The sequence below is a fragment of the Gloeocapsa sp. PCC 7428 genome (genome assembly GCF_000317555.1).
Taxonomy (GTDB): domain Bacteria; phylum Cyanobacteriota; class Cyanobacteriia; order Cyanobacteriales; family Chroococcidiopsidaceae; genus Chroogloeocystis.
The window spans coordinates 4,945,589-4,966,686 of record NC_019745.1; the positions used below are offsets into that span (position 1 = coordinate 4,945,589).

Below are 21,098 nucleotides of genomic sequence, written 5' to 3' on the forward strand. Positions count from 1 at the left end.
GGGTAAGTATCTTGCTTACACTCTCACAACTCTTATAAAAGGTAAAGTCAGTGAAGCGCGGTGTTTGGCAAAAAAATCATGCTAGGTATGCCTGCTGGCGTGTCGGTGTGTTGCCAGGATTAACTTGTTTAGGGGTCGTCGTTGTTTTACGTTTAATTGGGCTATTTCAATATTACGAATGGTTAGCTTTTGATAGCTTTCTGCGTTGGCGGCCAACAGAACAAGTTGATGACCGAATTACGCTTATCGGGATTAATGAGGCAGATATTCAGAGTCTTAAAGCTTACCCTGTTCCCGATCGCGAACTTGCTTTATTGATAAATACACTACAAGAGTATAAACCGAGAGCAATTGGTTTAGATATTGTTAGAGATCACGCAGTTGAACTTGGTCATCAAGAACTCACCGCTGTATTTAAGGACAGTAAAAACCTTTTTGTTGTTGAAAAGGTGCTACCAAAGACAATTGCACCACCACCAAATGTAGTTAGTACGCAAATTGGGTTTATCGATGCCATAACTGATGACGATGGACGTTTGCGGCGTAGCTTGCTAGGAACGCCAGATCCCCAACATCCTCAAGTCTACAAACACTCATTAACTCTCCGTTTAGCAACAGCGTATTTAGCTGCTGAAGGAATAAGTTTAGAAAATGGCATTCGCGATATTGCCACCATGCGGTTTGGTAGTGTGGAACTTCCACAGATACACCCTCATTCTGGCGGTTATGTTAGTGCCGATGCTGGTGGACTGCAAATTTTACTGAATTATCGTAATAGTCCAACTCAATTTCAGACACTATCACTGAGTGATGTCAAAAGTAGGAGTTTTGACCCTACGTGGTTACGCGATCGCATCATTATTATTGGCATGACTACTCCTAGTGTCAAAGACGAAGTGACAGTGACAGCGATTGCGAGTGGTTCTCTGGCACCTGGAAAGCTTTACGGAGTTGAGGTTCAAGCCCATGCAGTCAGTCAAATTGTGAGTGCCGTACTCGATGGGCGATCGCTCATTTGGACTTGGGCAGATGGATGGGAATATTTATGGATTCTCACCTGGGGAATTGTGGGTATCGTCTTGGGGTGGCTACCGCTGGTACCACATAAAAACTTTGTGATTGTGGCGATAACCAGCCTCGGTGTTGTGGGCGCGAGTTATGCGTTGTTGGCATGGTGGGGATTATGGATTCCTGTCGTACCTACAGCGCTTGTTTTAGTTCTGAATGGTGTGGGACTCGCGGCATTTTATCAACACAATCGGGCGATGCGATCGCGTCTTCACGAGCGTCAGTTAACAATTAATCACACTTACACAACGATCCACAACGGACCTTTACAAACCCTAAAATTACTCATCAAACAAGCCCGCGACCGAGATGTACCTCAAGACGAACTCATCTTAAAATTGACACAAATTGACAATGAATTGCGAGAGGTTTACGAATCGCTGGAAAGAGACGTTCACACCCAAGAACAAAGTTTACGCCTTGGTAGCGGACAAGAGATTAACTTAAATGCCCCGCTACACGAGGCTTTATATCAAGTTTACAGCCAAACTCTCGAACGAGATTTTCCCTGCTACAAAACGCTCAAGCTAAAAATCCCCAACTTTGAACCAATTGACGCCAGCTACCTTAGTATCGAGCAAAAACGCAGCTTGTGTCAGTTTCTCGAAGAAGCTTTGTGTAATGTTGGTAAACACGCCAAAGGAGTCACGCGGCTGAGAACCGATTGTTTGCAAAAAGAAGATCTATGTATTGTGCGCGTTACAGATAATGGCTCAAGCCCTAGTGTATCTTCTGAAGGTCGTGGGACAAAACAAGCAATGCAGCTAGCACGACAACTTAAAGGTCGATTTCAGCGCCAGTCGTCTCCTCACGGTACAGTATGTGAATTAACTTGGCGTCCGAGAAAGTCTTGGTTTGGTTGATGTCAGTTATCAATATGTATTTTTCCGTCATTTCGTTGACTCAAATCTGCTATTTGTTGAGCATAAAGCATTGATGAAGTGGAAAGAGTTTTCTCATATTGTGGAACTGAAATATTCAAGAATCTAAGATGTTGACTAAAGCAGCTGGACTTTTAAACAAACGCATCACTAGCAGATTACTCACAATGGGGGTTCTAGTGCATTCTCTGGTATTGTGTAACGCTGTTGTTGCTGAATACATACCACCTGGAGATCAAAAGCCTCCTACAAGTAGGACAACGGGTACAGTAACAAGAACAGGAGGATGTCGCAAAGACAAACAAGCAACATTAACAGTTCTAGCGCCCCAAAAACATACCGGACAAACAGTTTCCTCGCACCCAACTTTTGCGTGGTTTGTGCCTGATACAGAATCTTATCCACTCGAATTTCGGCTTTACAGATACGAAGCAAGTGGCGATCGCACAATTATCCGAAAAGTTCGATTACAAAGCCAACGCGGAATTATGTCCTTTTCTTTACCGCTTGACACACCACCTTTAGTCACTGGACAAAGATACAATTGGCAAGTTATTCTCTTGTGCAACCCAAATCGCCCTTCTAGCGCTTTAGTTGCAGGTGCAGATCTCGATGTTGTCGCGATGCCAAATAACTTAGCAACGACACTGGCAACAGCTAACAACCTACAACAAAAAGTTAATGTCTATGCTAATGCAGGTTTGTGGTATGACGCACTCAGTACAGCTTTAACGGCAACAACGAATAAAGCATCACAAAGGCTTGAACTAGAGTTATTAGAGGATTTGGCAACTTTGGAAGACGCCAGTGAACCACATACAACAGAATACACCACTCGCATTAGACCCATCATTGAGCTAGAACGACAACAAAACATATAATTATTTGCAGAGTAGGTAAGCGGTAATTGATAATCACTTTTGCCTTTATTACAACCAATTGCCAATGAGAATATATGGTGCCCAGTACGCTGGATGGGTATATTTATCACCTTTTTCAATGAGTGCTAATTGAGCTTTTTGTAGAGCTTGTGCTTTACTCATTCTAGAATCTATTAAGCTTTCATAAAATTGTGCGGCTACTTGTGCAGTTGCAGCGTCTTCAATCGACCACAATGATGCTAATGCACTTTTGGCACCTGCTTGGACAGCAACACCAGCAAGACCTAACGCAGCGCGATCGTCGCCAATCGCAGTTTGACAAGCAGTTAACGTTAAAAGTTCAATAGGTTCTGTACTTTTCGTAGTACTGCGAATCAACGTATCAAGTTCAGTAATTGTTAGTTTCTCTTGGTTTCCAGTAATCAGAAACGTATCTTCTGGAACAGTGCCAAATACTCCGTGAGTCGCAATATGAATAATTGGATAAGCATTTTCGCTCAACTCTTGTTGCAAGCGTGTGCGGTTAAACTCTGCATTTAATAAAGGTGTACTACCTTTTAATTGTTCTTGAACTTCGCCGATTTCTTGTTGGACGTACGGTAGTGGTGCAAATTCTTGACCATCAATGACAACTCTTTCAGTTAATCCCAACGCGAGTGCGCGGAAACTTTGCGGATTTGAAGCTTTCAAATCAGTTAAACTTAGCCCAGGAGTTGTTGCTACTGCATATTTTTGAATTAAAAACTGTTTTCCATCATGCAATGCGGCCATTGGCACACTGCGTAAAATTCCATCTTGGATGAAAACAAGCGTGTTAATTTTTGCTTGCTGCAATTCAGCCGTGAAAGGACGAACTAACCAATCATAAACTTTTTGCGCGGGTTGCGGATCGTATTCATCAAAAAAGCTTTCGAGTCCTAAACGAAATTCATTAATTTCTTGCCTGAGACTTTCGTTATCTTTATTCAACCAAACAACTTTTTTATCTCCGTTAGGAAAACTAGCAATAATTGCTGTTTGCTTATCTAGAATAATAGAACTAAAAATTGCTGTATTTTTGTCTATGCTACCAATATCTAATCCTTGCTGATTCACAACGTTCAAAGCGCAATCATCGCCAAAGTAATTTTGAAGTTCTGCGAGTTTGAGGGAATCGGCTGTTGAAAGTACAGAACTAAGATTTTTAGTATTTGCGTCTGTTGCAGCTAATAAGACAGCAGGCGGAACTTCACCTAATTTCAGTGCGATTAAATCGCGATAAATGGGTTCAACAGTGTCCCGAAAATCAAATTGTAGATCGCGGTTAGCTGTCAGAATTTCATTGCGAATTGTTTCAATAGTTGCTGTTGCTTTTTCATAAGCCTTGATTGCCGCAGATTTTTGATTTTGGGCTTGATAAATTCTTCCTGTTTGCCACTCCCAAAGGTAAAGACTATCTTTGTCTTGTTCAGCAGCCCAGCGTGCTTGTTGTGTTAATTTTAATGCTTGTGCGTAGTCTTGACGACATTCGTAAATATGACCGAGTTCACCGATCGCAAACGATAATGCACGATTATCTTGAGTTTTTTGGGCGATACTAGCAGCTTGTTCAAGTAGCGCGATCGCCTTGGGTTGAACTTGTGCATTCAAACATTCTAACGGTGAATCTATACTTGGTTGCTGTAGTTTAGCAAGGTCAATTGCTGAGTAAATCTTGTTACGATTGTCCGGTAGTTGCTGCCAGAGGGCAAGTGCTTGTTGATGTGTTTGCGCGGCAGTATTATAGTTCGCTTGGCGATAATATAAAGGAATTGAATTAATATAAGCACGCGTTTGATTAGTGCGATCGCTTTGTTGCTGCGCTAATTTAAGACTGTTTTGAAAATATTCTAAAGCTTTAGTATTGTTGCTTGCGGCTTGTTGTCGTAGTTGATTTGCTTGTTCGCTTTCACCAAGTTTTTCCGCAGATTTTGCCTGGCGATCGCTTACCTGCGCCAGATTACTATAAGCATTTCCTAAGCTATTTAAAGCAGAGATATGCAACTGTGGATTAGCGATCGCTTCAGCAATTTTTAAGCTATTTTGCAAATAATTAATCGCTCGTAAATAATCGCCTCGAATTCGATAAGCTTCGCCCAAACTTCCCCAGGCTGCGGCTTCTCCTAATAAATCTTTACGCGCGCGTGCAATACTAACTGCGGTTTGAGGAAGACATTCTTGCTGTATTTGCACTGTCCCACATAATAGCGCGATCGCTTGTCGGTTTTGCCCGATACTACTGTATGATTGCGCTTGTTCGGTAAGTAGCCTTCCAGTTTGTTGGGAATCGATCGGGCGGTAGTAGGCGATCGCTTGTTCCCAGTATCGAATTGCTTGATTACCTTGACCGAGTTGTTGATAAGTTCGGGCTAAATTTTCTGCTACTATGGCTACTTCTTGCTGACTATTTTTTGATTTTTGGTATAAAATCAATGCTCTTTGCCAAGGTGCGATCGCACCATTATAATCTCCTGCTTGATAGCGCTTTATTCCCTGTTGAACAAATTGAAGCGCATACGGCACTTGAGCTAGTGCAGGTATATTACCCCAACCTAAGCAAGTTAAGTAACTCAGAAACATAATTAACAAAAAGCAACCAACTTTGCGGTGTCGTCGCATTGCCAATCTCCGATATTAAAGCCTGATATATAGTTAGATATTTTTATTTCTGATTAAATTTTCTTGCTGTTTTTTTGCATTCGTATTATATCTACCATTAATTGCTAGTTAATTAAAAACTAGCATCTTAAGTTTTTATAAAAAATTTTCAAAACTATGTACTTTCTGCTATTTTTAAATAAAATTGCCATTTATCTAAAACAAATAAAACTTTTATTATTCATAGGAATTGCTAGCAAAAGCTTCTGTCTTGCCCCAGCATCAGCACAAATTATCCCTGATGAAACTTTAGGAAGCGAAAAATCAGTTGTCACATCCATTGCTCCTGCATCTATTGATTTAATTACAGGTGGTGCAACTCGTGGAATCAATCTCTTTCATAGTTTCCAAGAATTCAATGTAGATGCAGCAAGAAGCGTTTATTTTGCAAATCCTCAAGGAATTGAGAATATATTGAGTCGAGTCACTGGGAAAAATCCTTCTAGTATATTAGGGCTTCTCGGCGTACAAGGTGAGGCAAATTTATATTTAATTAATCCCAACGGAATTATCTTTGGAACAGATGCAATACTAAATGTACAAGGATCGTTTGTTGCGACAACCGCAAACGCGGTTCAGTTTGGTAATCAAGGCATTTTTAATACTTCTAATCCTACTGCTGTTCCGCTATTATCAGTGAATCCTTCAGCGTTTCTTTTTAATCAGCTTGTACCAAATTCGTTCATTTATCAAGCTGCAAGCTTTTTGCAAGTTCCTGAGAGTAACAGCTTGATATTTCTAGGCGGCAATGTAACTATTGATAGTGGAGTATTACTGGCTCCCAGTGGTCGTGTAGAGGTCGGAGGATTAGCAGCAGAAGGCGAAGTAGAGTTAACTATTAATAGTAGTAATTTAAATTTAGGTTTTCCTACCAATGTAGCAAAAGCAGATGTATTGCTGACAAATGCAGCAGGAATCAGCGTTGCGGGAGAAGGTGGAGGTAGCATTGAAGTCAACGCCCGAGACATCAATCTTTTAGGAACAAGTGCCTTATTAGCAGGTATACAACCTAAGTTAGGTTCTGTTGATACTCAAGCAGGAGATATTATCTTAGACGGAACAGGGCAAGTAACTGTAGGTGAATTTAGCTTAATTGGTAACTTTGTCAGTCCAGATTCTACTGGTAGTGGCGGCAATATTTATATCAAAACAAGTACATTATCTGTTACAGAAGGAGCACAAATCTCTACTGCAACTTTTGGACAAGGCAATGCAGGAAGTATAGAAATTAACACTCGTGATACTGTCAATATTGCTGGATTTAATGAAGGCTATTCGAGCGGAATTTTTAGTACTATTAATGCAAATGGTAATGCTGGCAATATCAGTGTTAAAACAACAGATTTATTTTTAGTGGATGGTGCGCAAATTGTTGCCAATACTTTCGGTAAAGGAAATGCGGGCAGTATATTTGTACAAGCTAACAATGTTTCGCTTGATAACGCAAGTGGAATCCTAAGTAGCGTGTCTTCAGGTGCAGTTGGGGATGGTGGTGATATTCAGATTCAAACGCGATCGCTTTCCCTCACAAACGGTTCGCAAATACAAGCTTTGGTATTTCGAGAACAAGGAGACATTCCAGGCGGACAAGGTAAAGGCGGTAATATCACCATTAACGCTACAGAATCTGTAGATCTTATTGGTATTAGTTCCGTACAACTTCCAATTATTAATCCTTTGAATGATTCCGAATTCATTGCGACGGAAGGCTTTTCAAGCGGAATCTTCACGAGTACAGAAAAAGGCGCGATCGGTTCGGGTGGAAACATTGCTATCAATACAAGAAGCTTGCAAGTACGCGATAGTGCGATTGTCAACGCCCAAACTCTTAACTCTAGCGATGGCGGTCAGATTACTATTAATACCAATACGTTTACCGCAACAGAAGGCGGACAAGTTTTGACAGTAAGTCGCGATCGCGGTAAAGCCGGAAATATTACTCTGACTGCAACTGAGTCTGTCACCCTATCAGGTAGCGATCCTAGCTTTTTTGAACGATTTGAACGCTTTGGGCGGGATATTGTCAATAACGAAGGTGCGGCGAGTGGATTATTTGCAAGTACAGATACAGATTCGACAGGCAATGGCGGTACAATTAGCTTAGCAACCGGAAATTTACTAGTAAGCGATCGCGCTAAAATCTCTGCTCAAAGCTTGGGAACTGGTATAGCAGGTAATATTAATATTCGTGCTGATGAATCTATAAATGCTGACGACGGTGAAATTGCTACTTCTGCAAGTCAATCTGTTGGAGGTGCGATTAATGTCGTTGCTGGAGATATTCGCCTGCATGGTGACAGTGATATTCGTACTAATGTTGCTAGTGGTGCGGGTGGTGGAGGCAATATTACCCTTAGTGCTAGCTCGATTCTAGCTTTTGATGACAGCGATATTCTCGCATTTGCCCGCGATGGACAAGGTGGTAACATTACGCTGAATACACCTGTATTCTTTGCCGGAAACTTTCAACCTGCGGCATTTAATACTAATCCAGATAACCTAGATGGTAACAACCGCGTTGATATTAATGCAAGTGGCGCGGTAGCTGGAGTTGTTGAAATTCCTGATGTGAGTTTTATCCAAAATAGCTTGATAGATTTACCAGAAAATCTTATCAACACTGATACTTTAATTGCTAATAGTTGCATTGCTCGCACTCAACAAGGAGGAACTTTTCTGATTACAGGTGCGGGTAGCTTACCATCACGTCCTGGAGATTCTGTATCTGCATATTCTACAGGATCTGTGCAGTCGATTCCTGATACATCCTCCCGTCCTTGGCGATTAGGCGATCCTATCGTTGAACCGCAAGGGATCTATCGATTGGGAAATGGACGATTGCTATTAAGTCGCGAGTGTTTGCGATCGCCTGATAACAATTCTTGATTTGCCTTTTTCAGTCAAAAACATTACGCAAGCTGGCAGTTATTATGTCTACCTCTGGCAACTAAATTTGTACAAAACTGCAATACTATACCTGCGTTTTCTCTGTATTTTAAAAAACATACAAACTCATAATACTGCTTTTGGAGTGTTGGTAAGCGGTAATTTTAAGACAGATTAAAGCTTATTTTCTGTAAAACCGACTATTCGAGGCAGAAGAAGAAACACTTTATATAAAGAAAACAAAAATGCTATCTACCTCTCGTCGAAGCAATGAGTATTTTTCTGTTACTAGTGCTAATGAGTCTTTAGAAAAATTACATTCGACCTCTAGAGTACTCGAATCAGGAATCTTACCAGAATTTGACGATCCACTATCAAGCAATAGAACAACTTACAGTTCTAGTCTCTCAAATTCAGTAACACCACAAGTTACACCCGATCCTGGTAGTAATCTAGGTACTGCGTACAATCTTGGCACTCTCAACCGTCCGTTTACGCTTACTGATTTTGTCGGTAATAGTGATGTTTCCGATATCTACCGCTTCAACTTAGCAAGTAACAGTAGTTTCAACTTGTCTCTTAATGGTTTAACCGCAGATGCTGATGTTGAGTTACTCAACGGTAATGGTACGCGCCTAGCAATTTCTGGTGCTTCTGGCACAACCTCAGAATGGATAGACGGTAGCCTCAATACAGGAACTTATTACGTTAAAGTCTTTCAATACACGGGTAACACTAACTACCGACTTAGCTTATCTGCTACGCCAATTGTTAATGGTGTGCGTAGTGTCTTAGGAAACTTAGGCGCAGATACATTTACTTGGCAATCTGGCTTCAATCGTACAGTGATTTCTGGCAATGGCAATGTAGATTTCGGTAGGGGAGCGTTAGACACACTTAATCTTGCTAGTATTTCTTCAACGACAGCTAGATTAAATCTCGCTAGTGCCAATGGAGGTGGTGTAGTCTACAACCCTGGAAACGGTGCGCGTGTCTTTGATGCGATTACACTCAACAATGGCAATCAAGTTCTCTTTGAAGGAATTGATCGCATTCGCTTCGCAGATCGCACAATTAACCGCTTTGTCAGACCTAACGATCCCTTGTTTAATCAACAGTGGAATTTGCATATGATGGGCGTACATAACGCCTGGCAATTTACTAAGGGTTCCACAAATGTCCTCATTGGCGTTCAAGATTCGGGGTTGGGAGTTAATAGCAGTGGTAATATTCATCCTGAGCTACGTACTACGTATGTTTTTCCAGGTAACAATTACATAGATGATTTTAGAGATGTGTTTCGCAATATAAATCATCAGGAGTCTCATGGCACAGCAGTCGAAGGCATTATTGCAGCCAGAAGTAACAACGGCGTGGGAATGAGTGGCATTAACTGGACTTCTCCTGTTTATAACATTGATGTGTTGGGTGGGAATTCAGGAGACTTAGACATAGCCCAAGCTGCGCAAGCGATGATTAATCAAGCTAATAGCCAGGGGCAACGTCTTGTCATCAATATGAGTTTAGGGACGCCAGGATTAAGTAATTTTGGTCGAACTGATATTTTCCCTGCCTTCAATCAAGTTGTTGCTAATAACCCCAACGTTCTTTTTGTTATTGCCGCAGGTAATGAAGGTCATTTAGGAGCAAGTGGTATCTCTTATCCCGCAACACTCGCAAGTCTGTATAACAATGTCATCGCAGTGGGTGCTTCTTGGGGTACACGTAGTGCAAACAATTTTGCAACTACGCCAGGCGATCGCATCTCATATCCAGGCTGGTGGGGTTCGCAGTATGGCACTGGACTCACTTTGATGGGACCTTCTGAGGTCATCGCGCCTTATGCCGATCGTTATGGACGGTTTAGTTATTGGGGAACCGGAAGCATTCCTGGGTTCAATGGTACCTCAGCCGCCGCCCCAAATGTTGCAGGTGTCGCATCTTTAGTCTGGAGTGCTAATCGCAATCTTTCTGCTACCCGAATTAAACAAATATTGTCGCAAACAGCTTTTGATTTAGGTGCAAGAAGTTACGATACAGTGTATGGTCATGGATTTGTAAATGCTGATGCTGCTGTGCGACGCGCAATGGCAATTGGACGAGGTGCTGCATAATCGAAATGCAACTATGTAGACTTGAATGAGCAGCTCATCAAATTTAAATTGTAAAGACAACGAAAGTGGGGCAGACTTAAAAGCTGTCTCACTACAATTCAGTTAGTGCAAACTCCATTCACTACAAATATAGAACGGAGGCTTGTAAAAATGTTGAGATTGGGAATAGCGATCGCACTTACTACAAGTTGCCTTTTTTTCATGCAATCTAATGCTTCTCGCTTCATATCTTCTCAACCTTCTACACTACAAATTAGTCATATGAATAATTCTATCGATTTTGAATTAATTGATGTTGGTTACAACCCTTTAGTAGCAGGATTTGAACCTGAACCGAAAATTGTTATTTTTAGAAGTCAGCAAGAGTGGAATAATTTTTGGAGCAAATTCTCTTTTTTAGATGTCAACTTAAACGAACAAAAACCTCCTGTTCCTTCTGTTGACTTTAAGAAACAAATGGTTATTGGCTTAAGTATTGGTTCTCGACCAACTGGAGGATATAGCATTCAAATCGACCGCATTGAGCAACTAACAGATTCCGAAACTCCTCAATGGCTGATCCACTACACCGAAATCACCCCTGGTGAAAACTGCCCTGTAACGCAGCAGCCCATAACACCTAATGTATTTATCTTAACTCAAAATTCTAACGCTGCTATTGACTTAAATGCTAAAAAAATAATTTCTTCATGTTCTAGTTAACTAAGTTATTAGTTATAAGTTATATTAACTCAATTAATAAAGACGTAGCTGGAAATTCTTTATCCTACTACATCTGATTTTTTTATGGTAACACTTGCAAAAATGACTAGATAAATATAATTTTAATTCGCTCAACAAGGCTGATTTATCTTGCGAGTGTTCCTGTGAAATTTACAACATAAGCATAAGCACCTGGTTCTATATAACCATTACCAAAGAATGTAGCACTACCAGTCACATTACGTCCTCCATTTATAAATCTGATAACAACATCTCCTGCTATAATTTGCCTAGGAGTACTGAAAAGACTACTTCTCCAAGAAAAAAGATTAGTAGTATCATTGCGTGCCCATTGCGGATCTACCCTAACATTTAAAGTGCTAGTTATATTATTTAAGCTAACAAAAGCTGTATCTAGGGCAGGACGACCAAGTATTCTGCTTCCCCAGTACCAATGAACCCAAGTATGAGTACCATAACGCAATGACCCTGCTGTAGTTAAAGCATCATTGTTACCAATAAAAAGCCCAACTTCTCTTGGATTTACTCCATTTCTTCTATCAGTATTTTGAGCCGCTAGTGTTGACTCAATTACTAATGCTCCAGGAAGTCTAAAATTAAAAGCAGGTGTGTAGGATGTGTTTTGAGTAGGAAAATTTGTATTACCAGAATAAGTTGTTCCTACTGTAGAGAGACTATAAATAAATGCTCGACCCCCAGGAACTGTCATTGGTGTAATATTACTACCAGAAGAGCTAGCTAGCACTGATACATTAGTGTTGTGTGGATTGTGAGAATAACTAAAGTTAATATTCTCCCTCTTTGTAGATTTATTTATAAAAAACTCTTCTTGAAAAGAAGATTGTGCGTTAACATTCCGAGGTTTTATAAAATCTGTAAATAAAGATATTGTGAGTGAAGTAATAGGCAATAATACCACTATGTTTAGATACTTTTTCATACACATAATCACTAACTTATTACGAATTCATTTGGTCAAATATCAGATTTATTCCAAATACTTGGACAATATCTAACAACAGGAACAATTTTGGGTACTAGTCTGACTTGTCCCATCCAGATTTCTGTCATGAGTCTTTGGACAAGAATGACCGTTAGATCTGGATAAGATAAACTGATAGGAATTGGATGAACTCCGGCATACTGGCTATTAATCCAAACATGTACAGAATGCCTGTAGTTTTTAGAATCTCTTTGTAAGTGAACAGTTACACCATCTCTTCTACGAACAAAAACTGTGTAGCCATAGTTAATAAAACGAATATTTGTGTCTGTAGTTGAACAAATGTTTTGAGCAACAAGTGATTCTGTTTTGAGTTCTGTTTGTGATATTGAAGTAGTTTCTTGTTGAAGAGATTTAGCTAAGACTGAGGGAGTACTTACAGTTATGGTAGGTGAAAATACAAATGCTGTAACCAATAGCTTTAGCCATCTGTTGTGAGTAAACATAAGTTTAACTTTACCACTAAAAAACTACAGAAAAATTATTAGCTGCTTGAGTTGAAACTACGAAACTATCTAATATTTGAAGATGTAAGTAGCTATTAATTGATATTTTTTCAAGCTTTTTTTCGCCTACTAAGTAGGATACAAAAATCGTCAGTTAAAATATTGGAATTTAGTGCCAGCTTGATTGATATTTTGTGCAATACTTACTTCAAATAGAATGAATGCGCCAGAATCCGCAGATAGTCATGCTGTCGCTTCAAGTGAAAAGAGAATCCTGCTCTATTCGGCTCTGTAGCGTAAGTACCAGTACTAGAAGTACATATCAATCTTGTTAAGTTTATTAATCTTTTTGTAGTTCGAGACAGCGATCAAAGTGAAGATGCCCAGGAGTAATATCTGTTAGAACTAACGATCGCTCTTAAGGAAATATTTATTTTTGGTAAATATGGATACAAGTATAATTTGGTTCAAATTATCCCCAACCCAGATCCGAGTAATTGGTTTGTTGAGGCAATATACCCGTAATGAATAACAGCAAACTTGGTTTGAGTGGATTGCAGCTAGTGCTCACGGTAATCATAGGAGCGATCGCCCTTTCACAAACTTGCGTCCAAGCCCAGATTACCCCAGATACTACGCTTAGTAGTGAAAACTCGGTAGTGACACCCAACGTTGTGATTAATGGGATTTCGAGCAATCGCATTGATGGTGGTGCAATTCGAGGAGCTAACCTATTTCACAGTTTTCAAGAATTTAATATTGATGCAGGAAGAGGCGCTTACTTTAGTAATCCTGCGGGAATTGACAACATTCTCAGTCGAGTTACTGGAGACAATCCTTCTAACATTCTGGGTACGCTTGGTGTTTTAGGCAATGCCAACCTATTTTTAATGAATCCCAATGGTATTATTTTTGGACAAGGTGCTAGTCTAGACATTCAAGGCTCATTTGTTGCCTCAACCGCAGATCGAATTCAACTTGGTGACAGTGGATATTTTAATGCAACGGAACCACAGCAGAGTCATTTACTTGCAATAACTCCAGGAGCGCTATTTTTTAATCAAGTAGCTAGCGATCCAGGGAATATTATCAATACAGGCAATTTAGCCGTAGGTAAGAACCTTACTCTATCAGCAGACAATCTGAATCTTCAAGGTCAGCTTTTAGCAGGAGAGAATTTGACACTGCAAGCAAACGATACAGTGCAAGTCAGGGATAGTGTAGCAAATCCTTTCATTGCAGCAGCGGGTGAGAAATTACTTGTTCAAGGACAAGCGATTGACATTTTTGCCTTAAATAACCCTAATAGTGGACTTTTTGCTGGTAAAGACTTAGTGCTGCGTGCAAATACGGTTGGAGGCGATGCTCATTTTTGGAGTGGCGGGAATTTTCGGATTGAGCAGCTTGATGGAAGTTTGGGAGATTGGTACAGTCCTTACGATCCAATTATTTTTGTTGCCGGAGATTTATTTTTTAATAACTATTTTGGAGCTTCATTACATATTTTGGCTGGAGGTTCTGTATTTGTTCCTGGTACAGTTTATATTATCGATGCAGACACGCCATCGACCGCAATTGCTGAGGACGTTACGCTGTCTGATGGCACAGTTTTACCTATTGATGGGAGCGATCGCCCAACACTTGATATTCGCGCCGGAGTTGATCCTGCGATAGTGAGTAGTCCAGATGGAATTGCCGTGATTGGTTCTGGCTTGTTTTTTGGTGGAGCATACGATATAAATCCCTCCAGTGCTGATATCTCGATTGGAAATATCATCATCGAGCCTCCAAATGGTGTTGTTTATCTGACCAATCAGTATCAACCTAACCTTTCTCTAACATCTGCAAATATTGAGATTACTGGGAAAGGAATTTCTAGAATAGGAGTAGAGTTTCAATCACTTGGAATTGATGCGCGTGGATTTGGTGGCAATGGTAGCGCAGTAGTACTTGATTCCCGAGGTAGTATTTTTCTCAACCAAAACGCCTCTATCGACTCCTCTTCTGATATGAATAAAGCTGGCAACATTAGCTTGATTGCTGATGAGATTCAGCTTGCTCCTTTTGCTTCTATTTTTGCCAATGGTAGCGGAGGTGATATTCACATTCAGGGAAATCGACTGCTAATGCAGGAATTTTCAGGAATTTCAGCATTGACTACTGGAACTGAAGACGGAGGTAATATTTTCATTCAAGCAAATGACTCTGTTCGTATAGATGGTGGAAACATTGGTACGATTGTAGGCTTAGGACCTTCTCAGTTTGGCTCTCCCTTAGTTTCAGGTAATGGTGGAGATATTACTATCAAAACTGGAGAGTTGACAGTTACTGGTACGGCACTTTTTGTCGGCGATCTCTTTCCTGGGGGTTTCCGTACAGGTGGCGATATTACATCAGATACAGGAAGTTTGGGAAATGCTGGAACTGTAACAATTGATGCTAGACAAGTAAGCCTCACCAACGGAGCGCAAATTAGAGCTTCTACCTTTAGTATAGGAAATGCCGGAGATGTCATTATTCGTGCTTCAGAATTTGTAGAAGTGACTGGTGTATCATCTGATGACAATTTTTCTGTTAGCAAAATAGCTTCTCAAGTTACTCCTATAGGTAGTGGAACTGGGGGAGATGTACTTATTGAAACTAATCGCTTAATGGTCAGTGATGGCGCACAAATACAGGCTGGTACTTTCAGCACAAGTTCAGGCGGAAGTCTGACAGTTAATGCTACTCAATCGATTGACATTTTTGATACATTAATTGACGACAAACCAACGGGTCTTTTTACCGGACCAGAGGGTTCTAGCGCAAGTGGAACCGGAGGAGCTTTAACTGTTAGGACTGAACAACTGAGCATATCTGGCGGAGAAACAAACATCTCTTCTGAAGTTGACTTTGAAGCCTCAGGAAATGCGGGTAACTTACTAATTGAAGCCAACCGCTTAATTATTGGAGATGGCGCACAAATTAGTGCTGCAACTTATGGCATTGGGCAAAGCGGAAATCTTACTGTTAAAGCTTCTGAATCGATCAATCTCTTTGGTGTAGATACGACAGAAGATGGAGAACCCAGTGGTCTTTTGACTGCAACTTTTGGTGGTGGAGATGCGGGAAACTTAACAATTCAAACTCGACAGTTGAGCATTCGAGACGGAGCAACGATATCGTCTTCTAGTGCAGGTCTATTTGGAAATGGGAAAAGTGGGAATGTGACGATAGAAGCTTCTGATTCAGTTGAAGTTATTGGAGAAGCCTCAGATGGTCAGTATTTCAGTAGTATAGTTGCTGAAACAGGTCGCCTATTTGGTATTCCTATACCTTTTTCTCAAGCAGCGGGAGAGAACATCCAAATCACTACTAGGCAACTTAGTGTACTAGATGGAGCAGAAATCTCCACTCAAACGTTTGGTGCGGGGAACGCTGGCGACTTGAGCATTAATGCTTCTGAGTCTGTACAACTAGTAAATGGTTATCTACGGACTCGAACTGGTGGAGCGGGAAATGCTGGCAATATGGATATTACAACTCAAAGGTTAACCGTTCAAGGTGGTGAAGCAACAGCTGCTACTGAAGGACCAGGACAAGGCGGTAGCATGGTTATTAATGCCTCTAACTCAGTAGACTTAATTGGATTTGGAGGTTTGGGTAGTGTGTCTATCTTTGGCGGCGACGCTGGCGACCTGACGATCGCAACTCAAAAGTTGAGTATTCGAGATGGCGCAGGTATCGCAACTTCTTCCTTTGGGTTAGGGCAGGCAGGTGATTTGCGTATCGTTAATGCTGATACTGTAGAAGTCATTGGTGGGCTATGGAATACAGGTGCAGAAGTTTTAGATGGCATAGCAGATTTTATTTCTGGTACTTCTGGTAATATTGAACCGACCGAATTAATCTTTCTACCTAGCCGAATAACTACCGAGGCTGCTAGCACAAGTGATAACTCGGCAGGAGATTTAACAATTCAAACAAATCAATTAATTGTTCGCGATGGAGCAGAGGTAACAACCACTACCCTAGGTGAGAACTCAGGAGGAACACTGAGTATTACTGCATCCGAGCTTTTGGAAGTGAGTGGAACTTCAATGACTGGCGATCGCAGTCGCTTGTCAGCCCGAACAATTAATGATGGTAATGCAGGAGATATTTTAATTACAACCGGACAGTTGAATGTACTCAACCAAGCAGAAGTATCCGCTTCAACTTCTGGAAATGGTCAGGGTGGAAACATTGATATTCAAGCTGGATCAGTGAGATTAAGCGATCGCGCTCAAATTAATGCGAGTTCTCAACAGCAGGGAAATGCAGGAAGTATCACTATCAATGCAGATGGTTTTATTGAGTCTACTAACAGTGACATTCTGACTTTTGCTAATCAAGCTTCCGGTGGTGCGATCGCTATTTCTGCTCAAGGCATCCGTCTACGTGGTGACAGTGACATTCAAACCAATGTAGCTAGTGGTACTGGTGGCGGTGGTAACATCACCCTAACTGCTAACTCAATCCTCGCGTTCGATGACAGCGATATTCTCGCGTTTGCCCAAGACGGTCGCGGTGGTAATATTGCTCTTAATACTCCTGTATTCTTTGGTGAAAACTTTCAACCAGCCGCAGTTAATAGCAATCCTAATACCCTAGATGGTAATAACCGCGTTGATATTAATGCTACTGGTGCAGTAGCTGGAGTTGTTAATATTCCCGATGTTAGTTTTATCCAAAATAGCCTGATAGAATTACCTGCAAACATCATCAATACTGAAACTATAGTAGCAAATAGTTGTGTAGTACGTAGTCGCAACCAAGCAGGTAATTTCCTCATTACAGGCACTGGCGGTTTGCCAACTCGTCCAGGAGAGCAAGCTGCTTCTACATATTCTACTGGTAGCGTGCGTTCGATACCTGATGCAAGTTCTCGTACATGGCAACTAGGCGATCCAATTGTCGAACCGCAAGGCGCATACCGCTTGAGTAACGGGCAACTGATTCTAAGTCGCGAGTGTTCCTAATCTCTCGTCACTTTTTGTTAAAAAGTATAAAAGTGAACATCTTTCGCAGGGTATTTTAGTGTATAAATTATACTTAAAACAATATAAATTCAGCAAAATTACTGATAAAATTTCATAAATGAATATTAATCTCGGTACACTGCAAACTGAGAAAGGAATAGTGATCGCCTTAAGCATTATCCCCATTCTCATTACCAAAAGTGTCTCAGCACAATCTCCGCCATCAGGAGTCACGCTTCCGCCCGATACCCCAGAAACCATCGAACGCACAATTCCGCAACCATCACCATTACCACAAACTCCACCACCACAATTACCCGCACCTGTACCTAGGCTTGAAGTTCCGCCAACTCCATCACCAGAAGTTCCTCCTCCAACAGACGATCGCTTTGTTGTTAAGCAAGTGGAAGTCCTAGGAAGCACAGTTTTACAAAACGAAATTACTGAATTAACTGAAGCTTTTACGAACCGTGAAGTCACTTTTGAAGATTTAATTAAACTGCGTACCGATATTACTCAGCTATATATCAATAATGGCTATGTCACCTCTGGTGCATTTTTGCCTGTCAATCAAGATATTACTAGCGGTACTGTCACAATCCAAGTCGTTGAAGGCGAACTTGAACGTATTGATATAGATGGATTACAAAGGTTGCGTTCAGAATACGTGCGATCGCGTTTAGAAATTGCAACTAAACCACCCGTCAACCAGCAACGCCTAGAACGCGCATTACAACTATTGCAAATCGATCCGTTAATTCGTCAAGTCAATGCAGAATTAACCGCAGGAAGTACTGCTGGACGCAATGTTTTGCAAGTCAGTCTGCAAGAAGCCCCTCCCTTCACCGCTGGCTTGACAACAGATAATCGTCAGTCGTCTAGCATTGGTTCGCTACAAGCCAGCGTCTTTGCAACGCACAATAATTTATTAGGATTTGGCGATCGCTTGAGTGCAGAATACGGAATTACTGAAGGACTCAACATTTACGATATTAACTACGTTTTTCCTGTTGATGCAAGTAATGCTACACTTACCGTGCGCTACGGTAACAGCGACAGCCGCATTATTGAAGATGATTTTCGCGAGTTTAACATTACAAGTGATACTCGCACCTTATCGCTGTCATTTCGTCAACCAATCTCACAAACTCCCACAAGCGAATTTGGATTGTCCTTAGCATTCGATCTCCGTCGCAGTCGCACGTTTTTAGACGGTAGGTCGTTTTCCTTTACCGAAGGTCCTGATAATGGAGAGTCTAGAGTGAGTGTAGTACGCTTTACGCAAGACTGGGTAGACCGTGGGACAACACGAGTCTTAGCCGCGCGATCGCAATTCAGTTTTGGCATCGATGCATTTGATGCAACAATTAATGATACTGGTACGGATGGCAGATTTTTTAGCTGGCTAGGACAATTTCAATGGGTGCAGCAATTATCACCTAGAATTGTTTTACTATCTCGAATTGATGCACAGTTGACACCAGACTCCTTACTATCACTAGAAAGATTCGGTCTTGGTGGAGTAGATACTGTCCGAGGCTATGGTCAAAATGAGATAGTTGCAGACAATGCAATTTTAGGTTCAGTAGAAGTTCGTTTTCCACTAACATCCGATCCGAATAGATTGCAAATTGCACCTTTTTTTGAACTCGGTACAGCTTGGAATAATCGCTTTCCCAATCCCGATCCTACAACACTTGCTGGTTTAGGGTTGGGCTTACGCTGGTTAGTTAGCCCAAGTCTAGCGCTGCGCCTTGATTATGGTATTCCTTTAATTGCAGTCCACAATCAAGGAAACTCCCTACAAGATAATGGTTTTTATTTCTCCTTACGATATCAACCTTTTTGATATCGTGCAATAACTTACTAATACGAGCTACAGTATTTTAAATAGTAGATAGTTAATCTTCATCTTCTAGATTCTACTTATACAGATGTGCTGTCTCTAGCAATCAGCCATGCTTGAAGTTCATCTAGCCACATCTCACGGTTGAGAATACCAAAATCAGAAGACAAGTCAATAGGTAAAGATAGGTTCTCGGCGAGAGGAATAAAAAATATTTTTTAATACTGAGATAAGTCTTTTAAAATCAAAGGTTATGCTAGGTTTTGTGAAGCGGTGAGTTTGTATTTTTGATGAGATTTTTCACAAAAAAAACAGCAATGTTTGCTATTTGAGTTAATAGTACAGAATGTTGCGATCGCATTAATAACGGATATCGCACCAAATTGAAATAAAATGAGAGTAATTTAACTTTAATTCGTTCTACATTACGCCGAGAGCGTGCTTGGTGGAAACAAAAAGTGCCATGTCCATAATTGAAGTGTTGATGCCAAAATGACCGCAATGATAATTTGTGTGCGTGGTAAACTTCAACTTCAGGAGCATAAAGCATTGAGGAGGTCACACTCCACTCAACCCAAGCAATCAGTGTTGCAGCAAGTGTAAATAGACCATATCCTTCAGGATCAAATTGCCACGTCAGAAAGCCCGCAGTTACGATCCCTGTGGGTAACAACGCTTCTGCTAAAAAAATATGTTGACTTTTTGCAGCAGAGTAATTCATGAGCAACACAAAAATATCGACGTCTAACAAAATTTATTCGCCAGACTTAAGACTGTTCCCAACTCACCTCCACTTGCGCCTGTGGTATGTGTTTAGTATAACCAAAACTAAACTATACTTTAGTTATGTAATTTCACCCTTCAGCTAGTTACAAACTTAACCATCAAGAATTCCTTTGCCCAAGTTTATCTCAGTATTTTAACGGTTAATTTATATAGCTATGTATTTTTAGTAATGTATTTCATTTAACAAGATGTGCCCAACTTAAAGTAAATAAATTCGCAGTTAAACACACCAAACTTACCGCCGTAATTCAGCGGCAAGCGATCGCCAAAAGCTTTAAACAGAAGTTGACGGTAGAATAACCATAGTAATTAGCTCAACGATTAAATCTTAGCGAGATACTCATATGACTCTAGCCGTTGGTACTGATGCTCCTAGCTTTACTGCCAAAGATACAAATGGCAACACTGTTTCACTATCTGACTTTGCTGGTAAAACAGTCGTTTTATACTTCTATCCTAAAGACGACACCCCTGGTTGTACGAAGCAAGCTTGCAGCTTTCGCGATGCTCGAACCGAGTATCAAAACAAAGATATTGTTGTTTTGGGTGTGAGTAAAGATGACGAAGCTTCGCACCAACAGTTTACACAGAAGTACAACTTGAATTTTCCGTTGCTGGCTGATACTGATGGCTCAATTATCAAAGCTTACGATGTCGATGGTGGCGGCTATGCTAAGCGCGTCACTTATGTGATCGATCCTAATGGCAAGATCGTTCATATAGATAGTGCTGTTAATACGACAACTCACGCTAGCGATGTTCTAGCAGCACTAGGACTTTAAAAAACA

The 21,098-nt window shown here is 40.8% G+C and carries 12 protein-coding genes; 8 read left to right on the top strand and 4 right to left on the bottom strand.

The window, feature by feature from the left end:
• Positions 1 to 50 precede the first annotated feature (50 nt).
• A complete protein-coding gene (locus tag GLO7428_RS21765; protein WP_015190743.1) occupies positions 51 to 1,931 on the top strand; it encodes a CHASE2 domain-containing protein in 1,881 nt (626 codons plus the stop codon).
• A 128-nt stretch (positions 1,932 to 2,059) separates the two neighbouring features.
• Positions 2,060 to 2,830, top strand: a complete 771-nt coding sequence (locus GLO7428_RS21770) for a DUF928 domain-containing protein (RefSeq protein ID WP_015190744.1) — start codon at positions 2,060 to 2,062, stop codon at positions 2,828 to 2,830.
• A 48-nt stretch (positions 2,831 to 2,878) separates the two neighbouring features.
• Here the strand turns inward: GLO7428_RS21770 and GLO7428_RS21775 are convergent, their stop codons facing one another.
• The gene (locus GLO7428_RS21775; protein WP_015190745.1) at positions 2,879 to 5,467 is read right to left on the bottom strand and encodes a CHAT domain-containing protein; all 2,589 of its coding nucleotides are present in this window, start codon (positions 5,465 to 5,467) and stop codon (positions 2,879 to 2,881) included.
• Positions 5,468 to 5,623: 156 nt separating this feature from the next.
• Between GLO7428_RS21775 and GLO7428_RS21780 the strand changes: the two genes are divergently transcribed.
• From GLO7428_RS21780 to GLO7428_RS21790, 3 genes are all read left to right on the top strand, one after another.
• Positions 5,624 to 8,392, top strand: a complete 2,769-nt coding sequence (locus GLO7428_RS21780; RefSeq protein WP_015190746.1) for a filamentous hemagglutinin N-terminal domain-containing protein — start codon at positions 5,624 to 5,626, stop codon at positions 8,390 to 8,392.
• A gap of 245 nt (positions 8,393 to 8,637) precedes the next feature.
• Positions 8,638 to 10,506, top strand: a complete 1,869-nt coding sequence (locus GLO7428_RS21785; RefSeq protein WP_015190747.1) for a S8 family serine peptidase — start codon at positions 8,638 to 8,640, stop codon at positions 10,504 to 10,506.
• A 261-nt stretch (positions 10,507 to 10,767) separates the two neighbouring features.
• Entirely contained in the window at positions 10,768 to 11,208 is a 441-nt protein-coding gene (locus GLO7428_RS21790) for a protease complex subunit PrcB family protein (RefSeq protein ID WP_196797412.1), read from the top strand.
• Between the two features lie 145 nt (positions 11,209 to 11,353).
• On the opposite strand, the gene GLO7428_RS21795 is transcribed toward GLO7428_RS21790, so the two are convergent.
• Entirely contained in the window at positions 11,354 to 12,148 is a 795-nt protein-coding gene (locus tag GLO7428_RS21795) for a hypothetical protein (protein ID WP_155823834.1), read from the bottom strand.
• Positions 12,149 to 12,204: 56 nt separating this feature from the next.
• On the bottom strand, positions 12,205 to 12,678 hold the full coding sequence (locus tag GLO7428_RS21800) for a hypothetical protein (protein WP_015190750.1): 474 nt from the start codon (positions 12,676 to 12,678) through the stop codon (positions 12,205 to 12,207).
• 524 nt (positions 12,679 to 13,202) lie between these two features.
• Between GLO7428_RS21800 and GLO7428_RS21805 the strand changes: the two genes are divergently transcribed.
• A complete protein-coding gene (locus GLO7428_RS21805) occupies positions 13,203 to 17,678 on the top strand; it encodes a filamentous hemagglutinin N-terminal domain-containing protein (RefSeq protein ID WP_015190751.1) in 4,476 nt (1,491 codons plus the stop codon).
• Between the two features lie 118 nt (positions 17,679 to 17,796).
• Positions 17,797 to 19,527, top strand: a complete 1,731-nt coding sequence (locus tag GLO7428_RS21810; protein ID WP_015190752.1) for a ShlB/FhaC/HecB family hemolysin secretion/activation protein — start codon at positions 17,797 to 17,799, stop codon at positions 19,525 to 19,527.
• A gap of 253 nt (positions 19,528 to 19,780) precedes the next feature.
• Here the strand turns inward: GLO7428_RS21810 and GLO7428_RS21815 are convergent, their stop codons facing one another.
• Positions 19,781 to 20,245 carry a hypothetical protein gene (locus GLO7428_RS21815; RefSeq protein WP_155823839.1) on the bottom strand — a complete coding sequence of 155 codons (465 nt, stop codon included), beginning with the start codon at positions 20,243 to 20,245 and terminating at the stop codon, positions 19,781 to 19,783.
• Between the two features lie 409 nt (positions 20,246 to 20,654).
• Here GLO7428_RS21815 and GLO7428_RS21820 point away from each other — a divergent pair, with 409 nt between their 5' ends.
• The gene (locus tag GLO7428_RS21820) at positions 20,655 to 21,092 is read left to right on the top strand and encodes a peroxiredoxin (protein ID WP_015190753.1); all 438 of its coding nucleotides are present in this window, start codon (positions 20,655 to 20,657) and stop codon (positions 21,090 to 21,092) included.
• Positions 21,093 to 21,098 lie beyond the last annotated feature (6 nt).

What these genes read in the sequence shown, in the direction of transcription:
- GLO7428_RS21780 (WP_015190746.1), top strand. Translation starts at nt 5,624, where the DNA reads ATGTACTTTCTGCTATTTTTAAATAAAATTGCCATTTATCTAAAACAA.
- GLO7428_RS21820 (WP_015190753.1), top strand. Translation starts at nt 20,655, where the DNA reads ATGACTCTAGCCGTTGGTACTGATGCTCCTAGCTTTACTGCCAAAGAT.
- GLO7428_RS21805 (WP_015190751.1), top strand. Translation starts at nt 13,203, where the DNA reads ATGAATAACAGCAAACTTGGTTTGAGTGGATTGCAGCTAGTGCTCACG.
- GLO7428_RS21810 (WP_015190752.1), top strand. Translation starts at nt 17,797, where the DNA reads ATGAATATTAATCTCGGTACACTGCAAACTGAGAAAGGAATAGTGATC.
- GLO7428_RS21775 (WP_015190745.1), bottom strand. Translation starts at nt 5,467, where the DNA reads ATGCGACGACACCGCAAAGTTGGTTGCTTTTTGTTAATTATGTTTCTG.
- GLO7428_RS21785 (WP_015190747.1), top strand. Translation starts at nt 8,638, where the DNA reads ATGCTATCTACCTCTCGTCGAAGCAATGAGTATTTTTCTGTTACTAGT.
- GLO7428_RS21770 (WP_015190744.1), top strand. Translation starts at nt 2,060, where the DNA reads ATGTTGACTAAAGCAGCTGGACTTTTAAACAAACGCATCACTAGCAGA.
- GLO7428_RS21790 (WP_196797412.1), top strand. Translation starts at nt 10,768, where the DNA reads ATGAATAATTCTATCGATTTTGAATTAATTGATGTTGGTTACAACCCT.
- GLO7428_RS21815 (WP_155823839.1), bottom strand. Translation starts at nt 20,245, where the DNA reads ATGAATTACTCTGCTGCAAAAAGTCAACATATTTTTTTAGCAGAAGCG.
- GLO7428_RS21800 (WP_015190750.1), bottom strand. Translation starts at nt 12,678, where the DNA reads ATGTTTACTCACAACAGATGGCTAAAGCTATTGGTTACAGCATTTGTA.